Below are 22,881 nucleotides of genomic sequence, written 5' to 3'. Positions count from 1 at the left end.
CCCGGCCGCTCCTTGACCGGGATTGATCGAATCGAGACTGCTGGTGTCGGGGTGTCCAGGCCGGTGGGACACCCCGACATCACCGGCTGTCACCACCACCGCGCCACGGCCACCGTCGGACGGTCACTGTGTGAAGGCCCGCCGGTACGCGGTAGGGGTGGTGGCGAAAGCCCGCTGGAAATGCGCGCGGAGGTTTGTCGCCGTGCCCAGGCCGGTACGCCGTGCGACCTCGTCGATGGTGATCCCGCCGTTCTCCAGCAGGGCGCAGGCGGCCCGCAGCCGTTGCTGGATCAGCCACGCTCGTGGGCTCATCCGGAACCGGGTCCGGAAACTGCGGTGCAGCGTACGGCTGGACATCACACCCTGCCGGGCAAGGTCCGCGACGGTGATCGGGCGGTGCAGGTTGCTGCTCGCCCACGTGATGACCTCGGCCAACTCGTCGTCCTCACCCGGAACGCCGACCGGGATGAACTGGGCCTGACCACCGGCTCGGTGCAGCGGTGTGACCATGTGGCGAGCCCGTTGGATGGCGGCAGCCTGACCGTGGTCGCGGCCGACGAGATAGAGGCACATGTCCAGACCGGCGGCGAGTCCGGCGCTGGTGATCACCTCACCCTCGTCGATGTACAGCGCACTCGCGTCCACGACGATCCCTGGATGCTCCTGGGCGAGCGCATCGGCGTGCGCCCAGTGGGTCGTCGCGCGCCGGCCGTCGAGCAGACCGGCCTGGGCCAGCGCGAAGGCGCCGGTGCAGATCGACGCGATGCGGACGCCACGGCGGTGTGCGTGCCGCAACGCCTCGAGGGCACGCGGCGGTGCCGGGCCACGGCGGAATCCGGGCACGATCACCGTGTCGGCGTCGTCGAGCGCGCCGAGCGTCGCGGCGACGGTCAGCTCCAGGCCCGCGGTGGTGGTGGAGACCGAACCACCGTCCACTGCGCACACCGTCATCGCGTACCGGCCGTGGCCCTCATGGCCGAACACCTGCGTCGCGATGGTCAGATCGAAGGCGACAACCCGGGGTAGGGCGAGGACGACGACCCGATGCTTGGCAGGATGCTTACGCATGGTGGCAAGGATGCCACTCGCCGCCGCCCGGCCGGCAGGAGATCCTGGGCCGTATGCGGATCGAGATCGTGGTGTTCGACGGCTTCGACGAACTGGACGTCTTCGGACCGTTCGAGGTGTTGTCGATGGCTGGCTTCGACGTGGCGCTGGTCGCGGTCGAACGATCGGGGCTGGTCACCAGCATGCGTGGTGTCCAACTCCAGGTGCCCGAGGTGCTGGGTCAGGCAGACGGCGTGATCGTCCCGGGTGGCGGATGGCTGAACCGGGCACCCGAGGGTGCCTGGGCGCAGGCGCAGCGGGGTGTGCTGCCGGCGAAGCTGGCCGCGGTGGCGGCATCGGCGCAGTGGATGGCGTCGGTGTGCACCGGTGCGCTGTTGCTCGCCGCCGCCGGCCTGCTGACCGGCCGGCGGGCGACCACCAACCGCAACGCGTACGACGAGTTGCGCGCCCACGACGTCACCGTCCTCGACGAGCGGGTGGTCGACGACGGTGACCGGGTCACCGCTGGCGCGCTGTCGGCCGGCCTCGATCTGGGGCTGTGGCTCACCGAACGGGAACTGGGCGCCGCCACCGCCAACCGGGTCGCCGCGACCATCGAGTACCCGGCCGCGCAGCGCTGAGCAGCGCGGACAGAACGGGCGCGTCACCTTAACGCGCCGGAAACACCCCCGGTACCAACCCTGGGAACGCTCGTCGGACAGCCAGACCACCGACACGCGAACCGGGGTGACCATGGCCGACAACACCACGAACGCGCCGACGTACGACGAGCCGGTCAGCCGGTCCGGCAACGGCCGGACGCTGCCCGCCCCCCGTACGAATCCGGTCCTGTCGCTGGACGACGGCGACCCGGCGGACCTGGCCACGCTCGGGGTGGAGGAGGAGTTCCACGTCGTCGATCTGCACACCCGGGAGTTGGTGCCCCGCGCCGGGGAGTTGCTCGACCGGTTGCCGGCGGCCTCGTTCACCGCCGAGTTGCACCGCAGCGTGGTGGAGACCAACACTGCGGTCTGCCGCACCCTGGACGAGATCCGCGCCGAGCTGACCGGGCTGCGTCAGGCGTCCGTCCACGTCGCCGACCGGGCCGGTCTGGGCATCGTGGCAGCCGGTACGGTGCCGCTGCGCGCCGACGGCGACCCCAGCGTCACCCCCACCTCCCGCTACCGGCGGATGCTCGACGAGTACCAGATGCTCGCCCGGGAGCAGTTGATCTGCGGAGCGCAGGTGCACGTCGGCGTCTCCGACCGGGACCTGGCGGTGGCGGTCACCCGCCGGGTCCAGCCGTGGCTGCCGGTGCTGCTCGCCCTCTCCACCAGCTCGCCGTACTGGATGGGCCAGGACAGCGGCTACGCCAGCGTGCGGTCCCTGGTCTGGCAGCGGTGGCCCACCGCCGGTGACCCGGGCGAGGTGACCAGCGCCGCGGACCACGAGGCGCTGGTCGCCGAGCTGATCTCCTCCGAGACCATCACCGACCCCGCCATGATCTATTTCGACGTCCGGCCGTCGGCGCACGTGCCCACAGTGGAGTTGCGGATCACCGACGCCAACGCCGACGTGGAGACCATCGTCCTGCTCACCGGTCTGTTCCGGGCGCTCGTCCGACGGGAGGTCGCCGCCCTGCGCGCCGGGGTGGAGCGTACGGCCGTGCGACCACCGGTGCTGCGCGCCGCCGTGTGGCGGGCCGCCCGCTCCGGGTTGGAAGGTGACCTGCTGGACCTGCCCCGGTCGGCCCGACCGGTGCCGGCCGCCCAGGCGGTCCGCCGCCTGGTGACCGACCTGCGCCCACAGTTGGAGGCGACCGGGGACTGGGAGCAGGTCAGCGAGCTGACCCGGTACGCGCTGGAACGCGGCAGCTCCGCCGCCCGGCAGCGGCGGGCGTACGAACGACGGGGCCGGTTGGCCGACGTGGTCGACCTGCTGCTCGACGAGACCCGGGGCCGGGTCCGCGGGCCGCTGCCGGGTACGCCGACGCCGCCGGCGCTGCCCACGTACGCCGACGCCGGCGACGAGGTCTTCGGACCGGCCGGACCGCAACCGGCGTACGCCCCGATGCTCGCGGCCCTGCGCCAACTCGGCGCCGGGGCCCTGCGTCGACGCGAACACGACCGGGACGAGGAGCAGCGGGCCCGGGGCGTGACGTTCAGCGTGGCCGGCGAGGCGAGCACCCGGCTCTTCCCGGTCGACCTGGTGCCCCGGGTGGTGCCCGCCGCCGACTGGCGGACCCTGCGTACCGGCCTGGTGCAACGCGCCCGCGCCCTCGACGCCTTCCTGCGCGACGTCTACGCCGACCGGGCGGTGGTGGCCGACGGCGTGGTGCCGGCGTGGGTGGTGGAGTCCTCACCCGGGCTGCGCCCGACCGGGGCGCTGATGGGCCGGCGGGGCACCCGCGCCCAGGTGTCCGGCACCGACCTCGTCCGGGACCCGGACGGCGGCTGGTACGTGCTGGAGGACAACCTGCGGGTGCCCTCCGGGATCGGCTACGCGGTGCAGAACCGTCGGCTGACCCAGGCGGTGTTGCCGGAGCTGCCGGTGCCGGCGGATCTGCTGCCCGCCGACGAGACGCCGGCGATGCTGTACCGGGCGCTGGTCGCCGCCGCGCCGGCCGCGGCCGACGACCCCGCCGTGGTGGTGCTCAGCAGCGGCCCCGGTGACCCGGCGTGGTTCGAGCACCGGCTGCTCGCCGACGAGATGGGCGTGCCGCTGACCGAGACCAGCGACCTGCTGGTGGAGGAGGGCCGGGTCCGGCTGGTCCGCGAGGGCTGCCGCCGCGAGGTCGACGTGATCTACCTGCGGATGGACGAGGAGGCGCTGCTGCACGCGCCCGGCGCGGACGGGGTGCCGCTGGGCTGGCCGCTGCTCGCCGCCGTGCACGCCGGGCGGCTCACACTGGCCAACGCGCTGGGCAACGGCGTCGGTGACGACAAGGCGCTGTACGCGTACGTGCCCCGGCTGATCGAGTACTACCTGGGCGAGAAGCCGCTGCTCGGGGACGTGCCGACGTACCTGTGTGGGCTGCCCGAGCAGCGGGCCGAGGTGCTGGGCCGGCTCGACGAGCTGGTCCTCAAGCCGGTCGACGGGTACGGCGGTGACCGGGTGGTGATCGGCCCCCGCGCCGAGGCGGAGGAGTTGGACGCCGTCCGGGAGCAGATCCTCGCGGCCCCGCACCGGTGGATCGCCCAGGAGATGATCGCGCTGACCACCCACCCGGTCTTCGACGGCACCGCGCTGGCTCCCCGCCACGTCGACCTGCGGGCGTTCGTGTTCCTCGGCGACACCGCAGAGGTCGCGCCGGTGGCGCTGACCCGGGTGGCGCCGGCCGGCAGCATGATCGTCAACTCGTCGCGCGGCGGCGGTTCGAAGGACACCTGGCTGCTCGGTGGAGCCGACGAACCGTCGGCGTAACCGACGCTTGACCCACCCGTCATCGGGACGCAACCCGGTCCGCCAAGCCTGGACCGGTCAGCGCACCCAGCGGATCCAGCCGATGAGAGGTGTGAGCCATGTGCGGTATCGGAGGCGAGTTCCGCCTCGACGGGGCGTCACCGGACCTGGCCGCCGTCGAGCGGATGCTCCCCGCCCTGGCCTCCCGGGGCCCGGACGGCGAGGGTCGGTGGCAGCAGGGACCGGTGGCCCTGGTTCACCGCCGGCTGCGCATCATCGACCTGTCCGACGCGGGCGCCCAGCCGATGGTCGACCACGAGCTGGGTCTGGCGGTGGTCTTCAACGGCTGCGTCTACAACTACCGGGAGCTGCGCGACGAGCTGACCGCCGCCGGCTACTCCTTCCGGTCCACCTCGGACACCGAGGTGATCCTCAAGGCGTACCACCGGTGGGGGACGGCCTGCGTCGAACGGTTCTACGGGATGTTCGCGTTCGCCCTGGTCGAGCTGGCCACGCACACCCTGGTGCTGGCCCGGGACCGGCTCGGCATCAAACCGCTCTATCTGGCCGAGGGGCCGGGCCGGCTGCGCTTCGCCTCGACCCTGCCGGCGTTGCTCGCCGCCGGTGACGTGGACACCGACCTCGACCCGGTGGCGCTGCACCACTACATGAGCTTCCACTCGGTGGTGCCGGCACCGCGCACGATCCTCGCCGGGGTCCGCAAGCTGCCGCCGGCCACCGTCCGGGTGATCACCGCGGACGGCCGGAGCACCGACACCACCTACTGGCGGCCGCAGTTCAACCGGGCCGCCGCCCCCACCATGTCCGCCGAGGAGTGGCAGGAACGGCTCATGGCGGCGTTGCGCACCGCCGTACGACGGCGGATGGTCGCCGACGTGCCGGTCGGCGTGCTGCTCTCCGGCGGTCTCGACTCCAGTCTGATCGTCGCCCTGCTGGCCGAGCAGGGCCAGACCGGCCTGGCCACCTTCAGCATCGGCTTCGAGGCGGCGGCGGGGGAGAGCGGCGACGAGTTCCGCTACTCCGACCTGATGGCCCGCCACTTCGGCACCGACCACCAGCAGATCCGCATCGGCGCGAAGCGGTTCGTGCCCGCCGTGCACGAGGCCATCGCGGCGATGAGCGAGCCGATGGTCAGCCACGACTGCGTCGCGTTCCACCTGCTCTCCGAGGAGGTCTCGCAGCGCATCACGGTGGTGCAGTCCGGACAGGGCGCCGACGAGATCCTCGCCGGCTACGACTGGTACCCGCCGATGGCCAACGTGGCCCGCGCGGACGCCGTCGAGGCGTACGCCCGGGTGTTCTTCGATCGTCGCCACGACGCGCTCGGCGGGCACCTGGCGCCCGAGTGGATGCTTGACCAGGACGCCAGCCTGGAGTTCGTCGCCGCGCACTTCGGCGCGCCCGGCGCGGACACCGCGCTGGACGCGGCGCTGCGCCTGGACAGCCTGGTGATGCTTGTCGACGACCCGGTCAAGCGGGTCGACAACATGACGATGGCCTGGGGGCTGGAGGCCCGCGTGCCGTTCCTCGACCACGAGGTGGTCGAGCTGGCCGCCGCCTGCCCACCGAGCATGAAGCTGGCGCAGGGCGGCAAGGGGGTGCTGAAGGCCGCGAGTCGGGGCATCGTCCCGGACGAGGTGATCGACCGGCCGAAGGGCTACTTCCCGGTGCCCGCCATCCGGCACCTCTCCGGTCCACTGCTCGACGACGTGCGGGACGCGCTGACCGCGCGGCCGGCGCGCGAGCGGGGCCTGTTCCGCAAGGACTACCTGGAGGAGTTACTGGACGCGCCGAACGCCCGGCGGACCACGCTGGGCTCCAACGCGCTCTGGCAGCTGGGGCTGCTGGAGCTCTGGTTGCAGCGGATCGGGGTTTAGATGAGCGTACGGATTGAGCCGCCGCGCACCACCCGGCGGCCCCGACCCGCGAGCCACCGGCCGGTGTCACCACCGGTGCCGATCAGCGAGGACTTCGCCCCCGCGCCGTCCCCCGACGGCCGCCGGGTGGCGTTCCTCTCCGACCGGGCCGGCACGCCCGGCGTCTGGGTCTGCGAGGTCGACGCGGGTGCGCCCGTCGCGCTGCCCGTCGGCGACGAACCGGTTCTCGCGCTGAGCTGGTCCCCGGACGGCCAGTGGTTGGCCTGTGTCGTCGCCCCCGGTGGCGCGCCCCGCACCGAGCTGTGGGTGCTGCGCCCTGACGGCACGCGACGCCACCAGGTTGCCGGGTTCGGCCGCCGCAGCGCCGCGCTGGCCGGCTGGCTGCCGAACGGCGCGGTGCTGGCGGTCACCGAAACCGACGAGCACGGGCAGGCCCTGCTTGTCGACGCGGCCACCGGGCACCGGCGGGTGCTCGCCCAGGGAGACCTGCTCACCCTCCTGGACGTGACCCCGGACGCGGGCACCGCGCTGCTGCGCCGCGGCCCCCGTAACGCCCGCTGGCTGGAGGTGCTCGACGTGGCCACCGGCGTCCGCAGGCGGCTGATCCCGGACACCGGGCGGGGCAGCACCGACCAGGGTTGGTTCGGCCCGGACGGAACGAGCGTGCTGGCCCGCACCGACGCGTACTCCGAACTCGCCGCGCTGGTACGGGTCGACCTGACCCGACCGGAGCAGCCGCCGACCCGGCTCGCCGGACGACCGGACGCCGAGCTGGAACACGTCACGCCCAGCGCGGACGGGCAGCAAGGCGCGTTGCTGTGGAACACCTACGGCGGGCGCAGCGAGCTGAGCCTGCTCGACTTCGCCAGCGGTGTGCAGCGGGCCGTCGCCGCCCCCGGCGAGGTTCTCGGCGACGCCGTCTTCGCCGCCGACGGCGGCCTGCTCTGCCTCACCGCACAGGGGCCGGTGCAGCCCCGGGAGGTGTGGCTGGTCGATCCGTCGACCGGGGCGCCGCGCCCGCTGCGGCCGGACACGGGCGTCCCGCGTACGGACAACGCGGGTGTCGCGCCGCAACTGGTCGACCTGCGGGCCCGCGACGGGTTGCCGCTCTCCGGCTGGCTCTACCGCCCGGCCGGGCCGGGCCCCTGGCCGACGGCGATCAGCCTGCACGGTGGCCCGGAGGCGCAGGAGCGTCCGGGGTACAACCCGCTGTTCCAGGCCCTGGTGGCGCAGGGCATCGCGGTCTTCGCGCCAAACGTCCGTGGGTCGTCCGGGTTCGGCCGTTCGTTCGTCGCCGCCGACAACCTCGCCGGGCGCTACGGCGCGATCGCCGACGTGGCGGCCTGCGCCGACTTCCTCGTCGACGCAGGCGTCGCCCGGCCCGGCCAGCTCGGCGTCCTGGGCCGCTCCTACGGCGGTTACCTGGTCCTCGCGGTGCTGGTGAACTTCCCCGGTCTGTTCGCCGCCGGGGTCGCCGAGTGCGGCATCTCCGACTTCCGGACCTTCTTCGCCGGCACCGAGCCGTGGATCGCCGCCGCCGCGGTCAGCAAGTACGGCGACCCGCACCGGGACGCCGACCTGCTGCGCGACCTCTCCCCGCTGACCCACATCGACCGGCTGGACGTGCCGGTGCTGCTGATCCACGGCGCCAACGACACCAACGTGCCGGCGGGCGAGTCGGCCCAGGTCGCCCAGGCCCTCGGCGACCGGGGTGTGCCGCACGGGCACCTGGTGCTCGCTGGGGAGGGGCACGACTTCCTGTCGCGGGCCAACGCCGAGGCGGCCCGTACGGCCACCACCGGCTGGCTCACCCGGCACCTCGCCGCGACCGCGACCGTCGTCGGCTGAGGCGTTATCCTGCGCCGGTGGAGGTCGCGGCGCAGGACGAGCGGTTGGCCGCGGACCTGGGTCGCTGGCTGGCCGAAGTCACCTTCGTCGACCTGGACACCGACGAGGTCACCGCGCGGCTGATCGACTCGGTGGTGCGGTGGGCCGAGGCCCAGGGCTGGCGGGTCTACCGGCGCGCGCCCAGCGTGCTGCCGCTGCCACCGCCGCTGGAGCAGCGGCACTCGGTGCTCGACGTGGCGTGTGCCCGTCCGGACGGTCCGCCCGTCGTGGTGGAGGTCGACCACACCGACCGGGCCCGTACGGTGCAGAAGCTGCGCGCGGAGGCGGACGCCGGCCGGATCCCGATCTGGGTGCGGTGGGGCGTCGGGCGCTTCACCGCGCCGCCACCGCCGGTGCGGATGGTGACCGTCGAGGTGACCCGGCGGCCCGGTCCGGCCGGGCGCGGACGGTTGCACAGCCGCGGCGGTGACCGCCCCGCCCCGGCCCACTCGACCGGCGGCGGCACGGTGACCCCGCAGGCGCTGCCGATCCCGTCGACCGGCCCGGAGCAGGGCCCGGTCGACGACGCCGGTAAGCGCACCTGAAGCGAATCGTAAGCGGGCTCCGGCAGAGTTCTGGGTGTCACCGGAGAGCACGACCGAGACCCAGGAGATCCCGATGCGCAAGCTCGTCAACTCGACCTACATCACCCTCGACGGCGTCATCGAGAACCCGATGTGGACCATGCCGTACTTCGACGAGGAGGCCGCCGGCCTCGCCGGGGCGCAGACCGAGGAGGCCGACGCGATGCTGATGGGCCGGGCCACCTACGACGGCATGTCCGCCGCCTGGCCGACCAGGGACGAGAGCGACCCGACCACGGGCGCCGCGTACTTCAACAACGTCAAGAAGTACGTCGCCTCGACCACCCTGACCAACCCCACCTGGAACAACACGGAGGTGCTCCAGGGCGATCTGGTCGAGGCGGTCACCACGCTCAAGGCCCAGCCGGGCAAGAACATCATCCAGTACGGCTTCGGCTCGGTCACCGCCCAGCTGATCCGGGCGGGCCTGGTGGACGAGGTCCGGTTTTGGATCCACCCGGTGCTGGAGGGCGGCCCCAGCCTCACCACGCCGCTGGCCGACGTCAAGGCGTCGTTCGACCTGGTCGACACCCGGGTGCACAAGAGCGGCGTGATCGTCGCCTCGTACCAGCCGAAGGTGACCTCCTGAGCGCCAATCAGAGCTGGGCCCGGGCCTCGCCCGGGCTCAGCCGCGCGCCCTCGGCGAGCAGCGCGTCGAAGCGTTCCGGCCCGAGTTCGGCCCGCAGGCGTGCGGTCACCCGGTCGGTGTCGTCGCGTTCGGCCGGGGCGGCGGGGGACTGCGTGGCGATCCGGGCGGCGGCCGCGGCGCCCAGCAGCCGGGCGGCAACCTCGGGGGAGCGCACCGCCGCCGCCATCCCCTCCAGCGGGCCGACCGCGTCGCGCATCGTCGCCATCGCCTCGGCGACCTCGAACGCCTCGACGTGCAGGGCCAACGCGGCGTCCGGATCGCCGCCCTGCTCGACCGCGTAGCCCAGCTCCACCAGCACCATCGGCAGGTAGAGCGCGGGTTGGCTCTCTCCCCGGCCCAGGTCGGCGAGGCGGCTGAGGTGAGTGACGGCCAGGTCGAGCTTGCCGTCGCGGCGGGCGGCCAGCCCGAGGCTCATCTCCGCGAAGATCAGGGCGCCGGGCGAGCCCTGCTCCACCGCCAGGTCGTAGGCTCGCTCGGCCAGTTCCCGACCCTGGGCGTAGTCGCGGGTCTGCACGGCGAGCCAGGCCAGCCAGGACAGCTCGGCGCAGACCTGCGGCCACAGCGCCAACTCCTCGGCCCAGCGCAGCCCCTCCCGGTGCAGCGCGGCGGCGCGCTCGTGCTCGCCGCGCATGTCCGCCAGCCCACCCACCCACTCCGTCGCCCGGAGCCGACCCCACCGGTCACCGAGGTCGGCGAAGAGCGCGGCGCTGCGGGTCGCGGTGCGCTCCAGGGTGGCCTGGTCACCGCTGGCGTGGGCGATGTGGGCCAGGGAGGTGAGCACCGCCGCCTCGGTCCACGGGTCGGTGGCGGCGGTGGGTAGCAGCTCCGAGACCAGGGCCAGGTCGCCGTGTTCGATCACCGCGTTGGCAGCGAACCACGCGGCGTGGCTGTCCGGGTCGGCGGCCACGGCGGCGCGCACGTCGTCCGGTGCGATCACCTCGCCCTGCGACAGCGCGAAGCCGACCCGCCAGGGTGCCGCGCGGGCCTCCTGCTCCGCGTCGCCGGGCACGGCCAGCGCCCGCCGTGCCTCGGTGAGCCGGCCGCGCAGGAACCAGAACCAGCTCAGCGCGACCGCCAGGCGCAGCCCGCCACCGTGCGCCAGCGCCGACCGCAGGTTCGCCAGCTCGGTGTCGAGCAGCGCCAGCCACCGCTGCTGGTCGGCCCCGCGCAGCCCGGGGTCGGCGCGTTCGGCCAGCTCGGTGTAGTAGGAGGCGTGCCGCCCACGTACCTCGTCGGCGTCGGCGAGGCGTTCCAGGCAGAACGCGGCCACCGATTCGAGCAGCCGGTAGCGGGGGGCCGCGCCGGAATCGTCGAGCACCACCAGCGATCGGTCCACCAGCCGGGCGAGGGCGTCCAGGTCGGTTCGGCAGACCTCCTCGGCGGCCTCCGGGGTGCAGCCGTCCGGAAACACCGCCAGTTGGGCGAGCACCACCCGGTCGGACTCGTCCAGGAGGTCCCAGCTCCAACCGATCACCGCGGTGAGCGTCCGCTGCCGCTGTGGCACGTCCCGCTGCGCGGAGGTGAGCAGCCGGAACCGGTCGTCGAGTCGGTCCACCACCCCGCGTACGCCCAGCGCGCGGACCCGGGTCGCGGCCAGTTCCAATGCCAGCGGCAGCCCGTCGAGGCGGCGGCACAGCTGGGCCACCGCCGCCGCGGTCGGCCCGTCGAGGCGGAAACCGCGCTGCTGCGCGGCCGCCCGGGCGACGAACAACCGGGCCGCCGCCGAGCGCCGGACCGCGTCCAGGTCACCGTCGTCGGGCACCGGCAGTGGGGGTACCTCCCAGAGCAGCTCACCGGTCAGCCCGAGTGGCTCCCGGCTGGTGGCCAGCACGCTCACCCCGGGTACGTCGCGCAGCAGCCGGGCGACCAGTTCGGCGACCGGTTCGATGACGTGTTCGCAGTTGTCCAGCACGAGCAGCAACTGCCGGTGCCGCAGGGCCGTGACCAACCGGTCGGCGGGGGACTGGGTTGTTCCGACGGCCTCGTGTGCGCCCAGAGCGCCGAGGACCTGTTCGGCGACACGGGCGTCACCGGCCGGGAGCGGGGCCAGCTCGACCAGTCGGACGCCGTCCGGGTAGGACGCCGCGCGGGCCGTCTCGGTGGCCAGCCGGGTCTTGCCGACGCCGCCCGGGCCGACCAGCGTGACGAGCCGCTGCCGGGGCAGCAGCGCCCGCAGTTCGGCCAGCGCCTCGTCCCGCCCGATCAACTCGTCGAGCGGGGCCGGCAGGTTGCCCCGGACGATCGCGGCCTTCGGCGGGGCGTTCAGGCTGGCGTCCTGTTCGAGGATCCTGCGGTGCAGGGCGACCAGCTCCGGGCCGGGGTCGAGGCCCAACTCCTCGGCGAGTCGGGCCCGCAGCTCGGCATAGCTCTCCAACGCCTCGGACTGGCGGCCGGCCGCGTACAACGCCCGTAACTGCACCGCCCGCAGGCCCTCGCGCAGCGGATGCCTCGCGACCAGCTCAGCCAGGTCACCGGCCACCAGGTCATGCTCACCCCGGGCCAGCCGGGCCTGCGCCAACCGCTCCTGAACGACGAGGCGCTGCTCGGCGAGGCGGGCCGCCTCGGCCCGCACGAACTCGGCGTCGGCCACGTCGGCGTACGCCTCGCCGCGCCACAAGGCGAGGGCCTCGGTCAGCCGGTCGACGTCGGCGCAGCGGGCGAGCTCGTCGAAGCGGTCGACGTCGACCGCGTCGACCCGCAGCAGGTAGCCGGGTGGCCGGGACTCGACCAGCTCGCGGGCGCCGGGCTCGGCATCGTTGAGCGCCTTGCGCAGCTGCGACACCCGCACCTGGAGGGCCCCGGTCGGATTGGCGGGTGCGTCGTCACCCCACAGATCGTCGATGAGGCGGTCCGCCGAGACCACCTGGTTGCGGTTGGCCAACAGATCGGCCAGCAACGCCCGCACCTTGGTGCCGGGCACCACCACCGGCTCGCCGACGTCCGTGGTCACGGCGAGCGGCCCGAGCACCCCGAACTGCACGGCGGTCATCCTAGCGCCGGTAAGGCGACCCAAAGCAGACCACGACAGACGGAGACCACCGACCCGCTCCCGCCCCAACAGAGGGACCCACCAACGCCGACCCCCCGCCCCGCCCCGCACCCCGCACCCCCCCACTCCGTCGATCATGGACTTATGGTGGCCGCTTCAGCCCCTAACAACCGTTCTGTGCACCACCACAACTCCATGATCGACGGCGTAGGGGGGTGCCGCCGTCCGGGAGACCCACTCTCCCGCGATCTTGCACTTTCTGCATTGACATACGTGGCGCAAGCCGCATTACGGCAGCACAAAGTGCAAGATCGCGTGGGCTGGGGGGTGCGTGGGCGGGGCGGGGCTGGGGGATGTTTTGGGGTTGGTTGCTTGGGGCAATCAAGCCGGCGACTACATCTCTCTCTTGAAGGACGGCTTCCCGTGGAAATTTCCGGCTTTTTCGCCGCCATCATCATCGGCCTGGTCATCGGCGCGCTGGGTCGGCTGGTCGTACCGGGCAAGCAGAACATCCCCATCTGGCTGACACTGCTCATCGGTGTGGTCGCGGCGATCCTCGGCACACTCGTCGCCGGTGCCCTCGGCGTCGACGAGACCAGCGGAATCGACTGGATCGAGCTGATGCTGCAGGTCGCCTTCGCCGCAGTCGGCGTGGCGATCGTCGCCGGTACCCACGGCCGCCGTCGGGTGCGCTGACCTCCCGCGCCGTCGCGCCGTCGCGCCTCTCGCACCATCGCGTCTCTCGCACCATCGCTCCGGCCCGCCCTCCGCAGGAGGGTGGGCCGGCGCTGCGTCAGCGTTCGAATGGGCGGGCCGGCGACCCGTCTGCCGTGCGCTGATGAATGCGCCCCGGCCTGATCCACGTCTCGGTGGGAACGGAACTGTGCCGCTCAGCACCGGCCGCCGCAACGAGGCCCTCCTGGGCATGCTTGCGTCGGTGCTGCGTGGCTGACAACGAGCCAGCCCGCATCACCGCATGACGAAGTTCGCCCGTCCCTGGTCATGGCGCGCGGCCGGCTCAGGGGGTAGAAACATGTCAACCCCTCGGTGCGACCCCACCGTCGGCCGTAGGAATCAGAGAGCGCTCTCACCGCCCCCAGCTGCGCCGGAAGTACGCCGGCCAGCGGAGAGGACGAACCACGTGACAACCCTGTCCCGACGCGTACGCCGGAGATCCGGTCGTACCCTCCTGCTCGCCCTGGTGTTGACCACCGCCACCACGATGACCAGCACGGTGGCCAGCGCCGGCCGCCCGACGCACGGCGCACCCGACTTCGGCCCGAACGTGACGATCTTCGACCCGTCCATGCCGGTCGGCGAGATCCAGCAGACCCTCGACGCGGCGCACGCCCGGCAGGTCGACAACGAGATGGGCACCGAGCGGCACGCCTACCTGTTCAAGCCCGGCACGTACGGCACGGCCGCGCAGCCGTTGCAGGCCAAGGTCGGCTACTACACCGAGGTGTCCGGCCTGGGCGCCTCGCCCACCGACGTCACCGTCAACGGCAAGCTGGAGGTCTACAACCGCTGCCTCGCCGACGGCGGCACCGGCAACTGCCTCGCGCTGGTCAACTTCTGGCGCACCCTGTCCAACCTCTCGCTCACCATCAACGCGGCCGGCCAGGACGACTGCCGGTCGTCGGCGAACTTCTGGGCGGTCTCCCAGGCGGTGTCGATGCGCCGCCTGAACATCGGCGGCGGCGGTCTGTCGCTGATGGACTACTGCACGGCCGGCCCGCAGTACGCCAGCGGCGGGTTCATCGCCGACTCCCGGCTGCCGGCCACGACGAACGGTTCACAGCAACAGTGGCTGACCCGCAACAGCGAGGTCGGCAGTTGGTCCAACGCGGTGTGGAACCAGGTGTTCGCGGGAGTCGAGGGCGCGCCGGACGACGCCACGTTCCCCGACCCGCCGTACACCACAGTGGAGACCACCCCGCTGAGCCGGGAGAAGCCCTACCTCTTCGTCGACGGCAAGGGTCGCTACCAGGTGCGGGTGCCCGCCGCGCAGCGCGACAGCCGGGGCGTCTCCTGGGCTGACGGCATCACGCCGGGGCGCACCATCGGCATCGGCGACTTCTTCATCGCCAAGCCGTCGGACTCGGTACGCGTCATCAACAGCCAGTTGGCGCGCGGCAAGCACCTGCTGCTCACGCCCGGCACGTACGACATCGCGCGCAGCATCGAGGTTCGGCGTCCGAACACCGTGGTGCTGGGGATCGGGCACGCCACGCTGACCGCCGTGAACGGCGCGATCCCGCTGGACGTGGCCGGTGTGCCCGGGGTGATCGTCGCCGGTGTCACGATCGACGCCGGCCTCGTCGAGTCGCCGGTCCTGCTGCGGGTCGGCCGCGAGCACGGCCGCAACGCGAGCAGCCCGCACAACCCGACCACGCTCTCCGACGTGTACTTCCGGGTCGGCGGCCCGCACATCGGGCGGACGAACACCGCGCTGGAGGTCAACAGCGACAACGTGCTCATCGACCACACCTGGGTGTGGCGTGGTGATCACGGCGTCGAGGGCTTCACCGAGGGCGTCAACGGTGACACCGACCGCTGGCGTACGAACACCGGCCGCTACGGGGCCGTCATCAACGGCGACCACGTGACAGCGACGGGCCTCTTCGTCGAGCACTTCCAGCGCTACAACACGGTCTGGAACGGCGAGCACGGCACCACGATCCTCTACCAGAACGAGCTGCCGTACGACCCGCCGACGCAGGCCGACTGGATGAACGGCGCGGTCGAGGGCTGGGCCGGGTACAAGGTTGGTGACCGGGTGCGTCACCACACCCTGTACGGCGGCGGGGTGTATGTGTTCAACCAGAACAACCCCTCGATCCACACCGAGAACGGCTTCGAGGTCCCGAACCGGCCCGGGGTGCGGCTGCACCACATCATGACCGTCAACCTCAGCGCCGGCACGATCGACCATGTGGTCAACGGCGTCGGGGATGCCGCCGACATGACGAAGGTCGGCGCTCCGATCTATCTGACCCAGTACCCGACCCCGTAGCGGGGATCGGGCGTACCGACGGGGCCGGAGCCGGCGATGGCTCCGGCCCCTCTGGGTTGGTTCGTCGGGGCCCCGGCCTACTGCGGGTGGTTGCCTAGCTCGACTGAGACCCGGCGGCCGACCCATAGTGCGGCAGCGGCAGGAGCCTCGGTTGTAGGCGTCGTTCCACTCCCGCCATGGCCACGAGCAGGGGGAGTCGGGCCATCGTGTTTCGAGCCCAGATGCCGGCCCGGCTCTTCGGCGCGATCATGCCGATGAAGAGGTTCGACTGACTCCGCTGGACCATCCTTCGGTGGCCCTGTTCGTACCGGCGAAAGGCGGTCCGATGGTCCCTGCCAGCGGTTGCGAGTTCTCCCGCGAGTCGGTAGGCGCCGATGAGAGACAGCGTCGCCCCGGCACCCGCAGCCGGTGAGGCACAGTGCGCGGCGTCCCCGGCTAGCGCCACGCGCCCCGACGACCACGACGTCATCCGCACCTGGCTCAGTGCGTCGAAGTAGAAGTCGGGGTCGGTGAGTGCGCCCGCCAGCAGTTCCGGGACGTGCCATGACATGTCCGCGAACGCCTCTCTCAGCAGTCGCTTCTGCTGCTCGACGTTGCGGTGGTCGTACCTCAGGGGCTTGCTGCGGAACAGGAAGTTCACTTTCGCCGAGGAGTGGTTGCCCGAGCGATAGATTCCCGCAGCCCGGCCCGGCCGGTTGTAGAGCGTCACCCACCGCTGCTCACCCAGGCCCGGGTCCGCGTTGGCGGATGCGAAGTAGTGCCCCAGGTGTCTGAGGAACTGCGACTCTGGGCCGAAGGCCAGATCCCGCACCGTGGAGTGTGTGCCGTCGGCGCCAACGACCAGGTCGAACCGGCGGGTCGGAGCGCGCTCGAAGGTGACCGTCACGCCATCGTCGTCCTGGTTCAAGGTGCGGATCGAATCATCGAAGATGTATTCGACATCGTCCTGTGTCGTCTCGTGCAGAATCGCCGCGAGATCGCCGCGCATGATCTCGACCTCGGTGCTGGCGGCCCTGCCCTGGATTGCCCGCATGTCGATGCGGGCCACACTCCGGTCGTCCCCGTCCACGAAGGACATGCCGATGACGTCCGCTGCCGCCGCCCGGACCCGCGGCATGATCCCCATCCGCTCGGCGACGTCAACAGCCCGCCCGCGTACGTCGACACCGTTGCCGCCCGCACGCAGGCCGGGCGCACGCTCGACCACTGTGGGCGCAAAGCCGTGCCGGGCCAGCCAGAACGCCAGGGTCGGCCCCGCGATGCCGGCTCCGGAGATGAGAATCCGCTGGTTCATCGACGTCTCCTTGCCGGCGCAGCGAGGAGCACGCCGGTGGCATGTTCACCGCTTGCGCGGTCCAGTGAGGCTTGCGTAAGCTAAATGAAATAGATGTTCCACTTCACGATATGGAATGGGCGTTTCAGATGTCAACCCCTGCCGCCGATGGAGTGACCCGACGCAGGGTGGACGCCGTCCGCAATCGCCAACGCGTGCTGGCGGCGACGAAGGCCCTCTTCGCCGCGGGGCGCGTCGACATCACCGTCGACGCGATCTCGCAGCGGGCGGGCGTGGGAGCGGCCACTGTCGTGCGTACCTTCGGCGGCAAGGACGCTCTCATCGACGCGGCAGTGGCCGAGTTGCTCGAGCCGCTCATTCAGCGCGGCCGGGACGCGCTGCGCGAGCCGGATGCCGAACTGGCTCTTCGAAGCTTCCTCACCGAGGTGATGGCCTTCCAGTCCGCGCACTGGATCTCGGGCGAGCGGCTCGGGGGAATGGAGCTTCCGCGCACGGCGGCGCAGCGAGCCGCCCTGAACGAGGTCGGGCTCGACCTGATCACCAGGGCCCGCGACGGCGGTGCGATCCGTACCGACATCGACATCGCCGTCGTCACCGTGTTGATCAGTGAGGTGACCTACGCGATCGCGAAGTCGGATTCGGCATCACGAGCGCTGTCCGAGAGCTACGTGTCGGTGATCATGGACGGGCTCCGTCCGCAGAGGGGCAGGGCCTGATCCCGCCGGCTCAGGCCTCCGCCTGCCGTCGACGGCTGGCGAGGAGTCTCGCTCACGGTCTTGAATTCCTATCGAGTCGATAGGAAAATGGGCCAATGCCGGATGGTCCGTTCCTCACCTCGCGTCGGGCCGTTGACCTGATGCGGGTCGCCTCCGAGCTCTGTCCGGGTCGCTGACCACCGACCGGCTGGCACCACCCGCACCCTTCCTCTGGCCCCGCTGCCGAATCACGCGCCGCCCCGTGGTCCAACCGGCCCGGCGGCCTTCGTGCGGTCACCGAGGCCCCGTCTTGCCTGCTCGCCCCTCAACCGATCCCGCCACGGCCGGATCGGGCCATTCCTGGAGGTACGTCATGACCACCGATCCGTCACCGCCCAATCCGGAGACCGCCGGAGATTCCCGGCTCGCGTTCAACGAGGACTGGGCGGCCACCATCCTCGGCCTGGGCCTGCTTGCCCTGGTCCTGCTCGGTGCCATCCCCGCCGGGCTGGTGCCCTGATGACCGCCGACGCGACCCGCACCGGAAACGAGCCCGGCACCTCCGCCGACGACGCACCCACCGAGAGCGAGCGCGACACGTCGTCGACCACGGTCGATTCCGTCGAGCCGACAAATGTGGCGCGTGACGGGGCGTTCTGGGCGTGGACAGTGCTCGGCGTGCTGATCGTGGTCGGTCTCGCCGGGCTAACCCGCTATCTGGAGCAGAACGTCCCGGCCTGGGCCGAGGGCACCGCCGTCGAGGACATCGGAGCGGCGATCGAGTACCCGGTGTACGCGATCCTGCTCGGCCTGCTCGGCAACGTCGCCGTCACGCTGCTCGGGTGGCGGGACCGGATCGCCGCCGCGTTCCGGACCGAGTTCTTCATCAAGACCGGTCTGGTGCTGCTCGGGGCGTCGATCAACCTGGCCGTCATCGCCAGCGCCGCCGGCCCGGCGATCGCCCAGGCGATTCTGCTGATCAGTGGGGTGTTCCTGTTCACCTGGTGGTTGGCCGGCAGGTTCGGCCTCGACGACAAGCTGCGGGCGCTGCTCGCGTCGGCGGTGTCGATCTGCGGAGTCAGCGCGGCGATCGCCGCCGCCGGCGCGGTGCGGGCGCGCCGCGAGCAGTTGGCCTACACGGCGAGTCTGGTCATCGTCTTCGCGTTGCCGTCCATCTTCGTCCTGCCCTGGTTGGCCGACGTGTTCGGGCTCTCCGACGCCGTGGCCGGCGCCTGGATCGGTGGCAACATCGACACCACGGCGGCGGTCACCGCGGCGGGAGCGCTCGCCGGTGAGGAGGCGCTCCAGATCGCCAGCATCGTCAAGGTCACCCAGAATGCCCTGATGGGTGTGGTGGCGGTCGCGCTCACCGCGTACTTCACACTGCGGGTGGAACGACGGCCCGGCGCGGCCCGGCCGGGCCTCGGTGAGCTGTGGACGCGGTTCCCGAAGTTCGTCCTCGGCTTCATCGCGGCCTCGGTCATCGCCACCTGGTACCTCGATGCCGCTGGCGCGGACGGCAAGGCCACCATCGCCATCGTCAACGACCTGCGCGTGTGGTTCCTGATCCTGGCCTTCGTCAGCATCGGCCTGGAGGTCCGGGTCGCGTCGCTGCGGGAGGCGGGTTGGCGACCGGTGGCGGTGTTCGCCAGTGCCACAGTGTTCAATCTGGCGTTGGCGCTCGCCCTGGCGTCCCTGCTGTTCCGGAACTTCTCGGCCTGAGTCAGCCGGTTGCCCCTGCGGACGGTGCTGGGGCCGGAGCCAGCCTGGCTCCGGCCCCATCGTGATCAGCGGGGCGGTGTCGTCGTGGTGGTCGGCGCACGGTGTGACCGACCCGACCGGGCATGCGAGGTGGGCGTCTTCACCGGGTCGAACGGAAGGTCCTTCCTGGTCCGTACGGGTACCGCCAGGAACGACGCCGCCGTTCCGGTGAGTCGATTCGCGCGGCGCGGGGTGCCCGCCGTGGCGGGGGCGTTCTTCGACGACCTGCTGTGCCGGGCGCCCGCCTTGTGCCGGCCGGCGCGCGCCTCGGCGCCCTTGACGCTCACCGGGCTGGGGATCAGCACCGCGTGAGGGCTGGCGGTGCGGCCCGCGCGCCGGTGCCGTGCGCGTCCGCTGCCGGTCTTGAACCCGAGGGCGGGCCGTTCCACCAGGTGCCAGGAGAGGACGGCGAACAGGAGGGCACCGAGCAGGCTCAGCACGATGTAGCCGAGCATCCCGAACCGGGCCCCGCCGAGCAGGGCGATCATCTGCTGCACCGGGAAGCCGTAGATGTAGATGCCGTAGGTGTAGTCGTGCCGGCGGCTGACCCCGGACAGCCGCTTTGGCAGCGCGACGGCGGCGAAAAGCACCAGGTAGGCGAACGCCGGCAGGCCCACCGCGAAGAACCCGCCCAGCCACAACGAGCCGACCAACGCGACGCCGGCCAGCACGGCCAGCTCCCTGGTCATCGGGATCCGGTGCGCGTACAGGCGGGCGGCGGCACCGAGCAGGAACAGGAAGCCGAGCATCAGCGTCCAGTCGGCGGCGAACGCGCCGAGCAGCGGAAACGGCCCGATCGCGCCGTGTTGCGGCGGACGCGAGCTCCAGGTCGGCGCCGTGAAGAAGTCGCGCAGGACCAGGGCGTAAGAGACGGCGGTGAGGACGAGCACCGCGCGAGGTGCCCGGTGCAGCACCGAGGTCACCACCAGGATGCCGACGATCCCGTAGAAGGCCAGGTCGTACCGCAGCGTCCACAGTGAACCGTCGAACGCGCTCGGTCCGCCGGCGATCAGGCCGTACGGGGTGTCGGCCAGCAACCCGGAGATGGGGAACTGCTCCATTGAGGCGAGGAAGTTCGTCGTGACGTAGTCGAAGGGCCCCTCCGGGTGCCCCCAGAACCCGTCGAGGTTGCCGTTCTCGTACAGCGCGGCCAGCGGCGCGAAGACGAACGCGGTGACCAGCAGGCAGGCCCACAACCCGGGGAAGACCCGCAGCAGGCGGGCACGGACGTACTGGCGCAGCGTGGAACGCAGCGCGCTGTCGGTGATGAGGAACCCCGAGATCAGGAAGAATCCGTACAGGCACAGGGTGCCGAGGTCGCTCTGTCGGCCGAAGGTGGCCGCGCCGAGGTTGTGCTGGCCGAAGCCGAGCGGGCCGGCGTGCGCGATGATCACGCCACACGCCATCGCCAGGCGAAGGACGCCGAAGGCGTTGTGCTGGGCGGAGTATCTGCCCTGCAGCGTCGCGGAACGCTGCCCGTTCAACTTCGCCTGCACCTGACGACTCCTCTGATCACTGAACTGTTGGACCGACGGATCGGAGCGCTGCCGATCGATGTGCCAATTATCAGTGGATAGAGGAGGTTTGTCCGGAATTTTGGATGATTGTCCGGATCGGCCGATGTCAGCTGGCGGCGGCGGCGGTGCGGCGACGCTGCACGACCCGACGGGCCGGTACGTTCAGCAGCCCCGCCAGGGCAACGACGGAGCGGTCACTCGCCCGCCCGTCACCGAACGGCGACCCCACGACGGCGGTCCGCCCGCTGGCGAGGTGGCGGAGCCCGGCCGACAGGAGCCGTTCGGGATCGGTGCCCACCAACTCGCCGCGTCCCGGTGTCAGGGCCTCCGGGCGTTCCGTGGTCTCCCTGGTGACCAACAACGGCACCCCCAGGGTGGCGGCCTCCTCTTGGAGCCCGCCGGAGTCGGTGACGACCAGGTCGGCCGCCCGGAGCAGCCCGACCATCTGTGGATAGGGCAGTGGTGGCGTGACCCGGGCGTTGGTCACGCCCGCGAGGCCCGCGGTGACCTCCGCGCTGAGCTGTGGGTTGGGGTGGGCGACCATCACGATCTGGGCGTCGGGGCACGCTCGCGCCAGGCGGCGGAGACCATCCACAGTGGCCGTGACCCCGTGACCCCAGTTCTCCCGTCGGTGCACAGTGGCCACCACCAGCTTGCGGGCCGCGTCGACCCAGTCCGGTGCCTGGGCCATGCCGCGCTCGACCAGGTCGTGCAGGGCGTCCACAACGGTGTTGCCGGTCACCACGATCGCGCTGGAGCGAATGCCCTCACCGATGAGGTTCGTCCGGGCCGCCTCGGTCGGCGCCAGGTGGAGCGCGGCGATACGGGCGAGCATGGCCCGGTTGGCCTCCTCCGGGAACGGCCGGTCCAGGTCGTTGGTCCGCAGTCCGGCCTCCAGGTGGACGACCGGGACGTGCCGCCAGAACGCGGCAGTCCCGCCGGCCAGGGCGGTCGTGGTGTCCCCTTGCACCACGACCGCCGCTGGACGGTGGTGTGTGAGCAGCTCGTCGATGCCCGTGATCAGTGCCGCCGCCAGTTCGGCGAGCGAGCCGGTACGCCGTTGCGGGCGCAGGCTCACCTCCGGGCGGAGACCGAACGGGGCGAGTGCCTCGGCGACGCGTCCCGGCTGTTGACCGGTATCCGCCACCCGTACCGTGAACCTCGGATCATCGAGGAGACGGTGGATCAGAGGCGCGGTCTTCACTCCTTCCGGCCTGGTGCCGGCGAGGATCAGGACCTCTCGCGGTGTCGAGCTGCTCGCACACATGTCGGGTCAGCTCCTGGCAGCCGCGCGGCGACGCCGGTAGAGCGAGAACCCGCCGGTGGTGCCGGCCACGAGCGCGCCGAGACCGAGCGCGAGCGGCGCCCCGGCGAGCGGGATCACCGGAATGGGGGGCGCGACCGCGTTGGCCCCGCAGCTCGACGTGCCGATGGTCACCCCCGCCAACGCGCCGCCGAGCGCCGTCAGGTTCAGCGCCGTGACGGTGAGCTGACCCACGCCGGAGGTGGTCTGGCCATTGAGGGTCAGGTCGATCAGACCCGGGATGCTCAGGCCGGTGTTCGGCGCCGGGTTGACCGGCAGGGCGAGCAGGGTCGTGTCGACGCCCAGGATCGTCGAGACGATCCGGGCGTTGACCAGACTCGCGGTGCCCGTCGCAGAGGGGCTGCTGGTGGCCTGGCACGACGAGTAGATGGCGTCGGCGACCAGTGAGATCGAGGCGAGGCCGCTGGTGCCGAGGGTCAGCGTCACCCCGGCACCCGGCGTGACGAGGCACGACCCGCCGGGACCGATGGTGATCGAGCCGCCGGTGCCGAGCACACCGGCGCAGGCCGCCGACGTGCCGTCGTTGAACGCCCGGACACTCTGGCCCAGCACGCCCGCGGTGATGACGGTCTGCCCGCCGAGCACGCCCAGCGGCGGATTCTGGTTACCGGAGATCGACTCGGTGGTGCCGTCGTTGGTGGCCGACGCCGTGCCGGAGCTGGCGAGGCCACCACCGAACAGGCTGATCTGAAGCGCCGAGGCGGAGGACTGGGAGGTGTCGGCCATCGCCGGAGAGGCCGCCAGGACGACCATGGCGAGACCACCGGCCAGCACCGCGGCGGTGCGGGCGAGACCGGATCTAACTCGTGGCATAGATG

Annotated in this window: 18 protein-coding genes; 12 read left to right on the top strand and 6 right to left on the bottom strand. The window is 71.8% G+C overall.

From position 1 onward, the window contains the following. Positions 1–123: 123 nt before the first annotated feature. Positions 124–1,068, bottom strand: coding sequence for a GlxA family transcriptional regulator (locus ACFYPG_RS02330; protein ID WP_387349675.1), 945 nt, complete (start codon positions 1,066–1,068; stop codon positions 124–126). A gap of 53 nt (positions 1,069–1,121) precedes the next feature. Between ACFYPG_RS02330 and ACFYPG_RS02325 the strand changes: the two genes are divergently transcribed. The 6 genes from ACFYPG_RS02325 (at position 1,122) to ACFYPG_RS02300 (ending at position 9,407) form a co-directional block, all read left to right on the top strand. After that, positions 1,122–1,688, top strand: a complete 567-nt coding sequence (locus ACFYPG_RS02325; protein ID WP_387349673.1) for a DJ-1/PfpI family protein — start codon at positions 1,122–1,124, stop codon at positions 1,686–1,688. A 112-nt stretch (positions 1,689–1,800) separates the two neighbouring features. Beyond that, positions 1,801–4,470, top strand: coding sequence for a glutamate--cysteine ligase (locus ACFYPG_RS02320; protein WP_387350880.1), 2,670 nt, complete (start codon positions 1,801–1,803; stop codon positions 4,468–4,470). Between the two features lie 98 nt (positions 4,471–4,568). Beyond that, entirely contained in the window at positions 4,569–6,347 is a 1,779-nt protein-coding gene (locus ACFYPG_RS02315; RefSeq protein WP_387349671.1) for an N-acetylglutaminylglutamine amidotransferase, read from the top strand. Continuing rightward, the gene (locus ACFYPG_RS02310) at positions 6,348–8,195 is read left to right on the top strand and encodes a S9 family peptidase (RefSeq protein ID WP_387349670.1); all 1,848 of its coding nucleotides are present in this window, start codon (positions 6,348–6,350) and stop codon (positions 8,193–8,195) included. 17 nt (positions 8,196–8,212) lie between these two features. Continuing rightward, positions 8,213–8,779, top strand: a complete 567-nt coding sequence (locus tag ACFYPG_RS02305) for a hypothetical protein (protein WP_355006633.1) — start codon at positions 8,213–8,215, stop codon at positions 8,777–8,779. Between the two features lie 73 nt (positions 8,780–8,852). After that, positions 8,853–9,407, top strand: coding sequence for a dihydrofolate reductase family protein (locus ACFYPG_RS02300; RefSeq protein WP_387349667.1), 555 nt, complete (start codon positions 8,853–8,855; stop codon positions 9,405–9,407). A 7-nt stretch (positions 9,408–9,414) separates the two neighbouring features. Here ACFYPG_RS02300 and ACFYPG_RS02295 read toward each other — a convergent pair whose 3' ends face one another. Next, positions 9,415–12,456 carry a BTAD domain-containing putative transcriptional regulator gene (locus ACFYPG_RS02295; RefSeq protein WP_387349666.1) on the bottom strand — a complete coding sequence of 1,014 codons (3,042 nt, stop codon included), beginning with the start codon at positions 12,454–12,456 and terminating at the stop codon, positions 9,415–9,417. A gap of 423 nt (positions 12,457–12,879) precedes the next feature. Between ACFYPG_RS02295 and ACFYPG_RS02290 the strand changes: the two genes are divergently transcribed. Next, entirely contained in the window at positions 12,880–13,152 is a 273-nt protein-coding gene (locus ACFYPG_RS02290) for a GlsB/YeaQ/YmgE family stress response membrane protein (RefSeq protein WP_355006636.1), read from the top strand. Between the two features lie 526 nt (positions 13,153–13,678). Further along, positions 13,679–15,472, top strand: a complete 1,794-nt coding sequence (locus ACFYPG_RS02285) for an adenylyl cyclase (RefSeq protein WP_387350878.1) — start codon at positions 13,679–13,681, stop codon at positions 15,470–15,472. 94 nt (positions 15,473–15,566) lie between these two features. Here ACFYPG_RS02285 and ACFYPG_RS02280 read toward each other — a convergent pair whose 3' ends face one another. Next, positions 15,567–16,766, bottom strand: coding sequence for an FAD-dependent monooxygenase (locus ACFYPG_RS02280; RefSeq protein WP_387349665.1), 1,200 nt, complete (start codon positions 16,764–16,766; stop codon positions 15,567–15,569). 128 nt (positions 16,767–16,894) lie between these two features. Here ACFYPG_RS02280 and ACFYPG_RS02275 point away from each other — a divergent pair, with 128 nt between their 5' ends. From ACFYPG_RS02275 to ACFYPG_RS02260, 4 genes are all read left to right on the top strand, one after another. Further along, positions 16,895–17,482 carry a TetR/AcrR family transcriptional regulator gene (locus ACFYPG_RS02275; protein ID WP_387349663.1) on the top strand — a complete coding sequence of 196 codons (588 nt, stop codon included), beginning with the start codon at positions 16,895–16,897 and terminating at the stop codon, positions 17,480–17,482. 95 nt (positions 17,483–17,577) lie between these two features. Next, positions 17,578–17,658 (top strand): putative leader peptide, encoded by an 81-nt coding sequence (locus tag ACFYPG_RS02270; protein WP_355006783.1) that lies wholly within the window; start codon positions 17,578–17,580, stop codon positions 17,656–17,658. A gap of 176 nt (positions 17,659–17,834) precedes the next feature. Continuing rightward, positions 17,835–17,981, top strand: a complete 147-nt coding sequence (locus ACFYPG_RS02265) for a hypothetical protein (RefSeq protein ID WP_355006639.1) — start codon at positions 17,835–17,837, stop codon at positions 17,979–17,981. Further along, entirely contained in the window at positions 17,981–19,183 is a 1,203-nt protein-coding gene (locus tag ACFYPG_RS02260) for a YeiH family protein (RefSeq protein WP_387349661.1), read from the top strand. The genes ACFYPG_RS02265 and ACFYPG_RS02260 overlap by 1 nt, the downstream gene beginning before the upstream one ends. Positions 19,184–19,248: 65 nt before the next feature. On the opposite strand, the gene ACFYPG_RS02255 is transcribed toward ACFYPG_RS02260, so the two are convergent. The 3 genes from ACFYPG_RS02255 to ACFYPG_RS02245 all read right to left on the bottom strand — a co-directional run bounded on the left by ACFYPG_RS02255 (position 19,249) and on the right by ACFYPG_RS02245 (position 22,876). Next, complete coding sequence (locus tag ACFYPG_RS02255; RefSeq protein ID WP_387349659.1) at positions 19,249–20,718, bottom strand: acyltransferase family protein; 1,470 nt, start codon at positions 20,716–20,718, stop codon at positions 19,249–19,251. A 127-nt stretch (positions 20,719–20,845) separates the two neighbouring features. After that, positions 20,846–22,006, bottom strand: coding sequence for a non-hydrolyzing UDP-N-acetylglucosamine 2-epimerase (gene wecB / locus ACFYPG_RS02250; RefSeq protein WP_387349657.1), 1,161 nt, complete (start codon positions 22,004–22,006; stop codon positions 20,846–20,848). Between the two features lie 6 nt (positions 22,007–22,012). Beyond that, positions 22,013–22,876, bottom strand: a complete 864-nt coding sequence (locus ACFYPG_RS02245) for a choice-of-anchor P family protein (RefSeq protein WP_387349656.1) — start codon at positions 22,874–22,876, stop codon at positions 22,013–22,015. Positions 22,877–22,881: the final 5 nt, after the last annotated feature.

Origin of the sequence: Micromonospora sp. NPDC005553 (assembly GCF_042871765.1) — a bacterium.
Taxonomy (GTDB): domain Bacteria; phylum Actinomycetota; class Actinomycetes; order Mycobacteriales; family Micromonosporaceae; genus Micromonospora.
The sequence above is the reverse complement of the archived record's forward strand: the minus strand, read 5'-3'. Positions and strand labels throughout refer to the sequence as shown.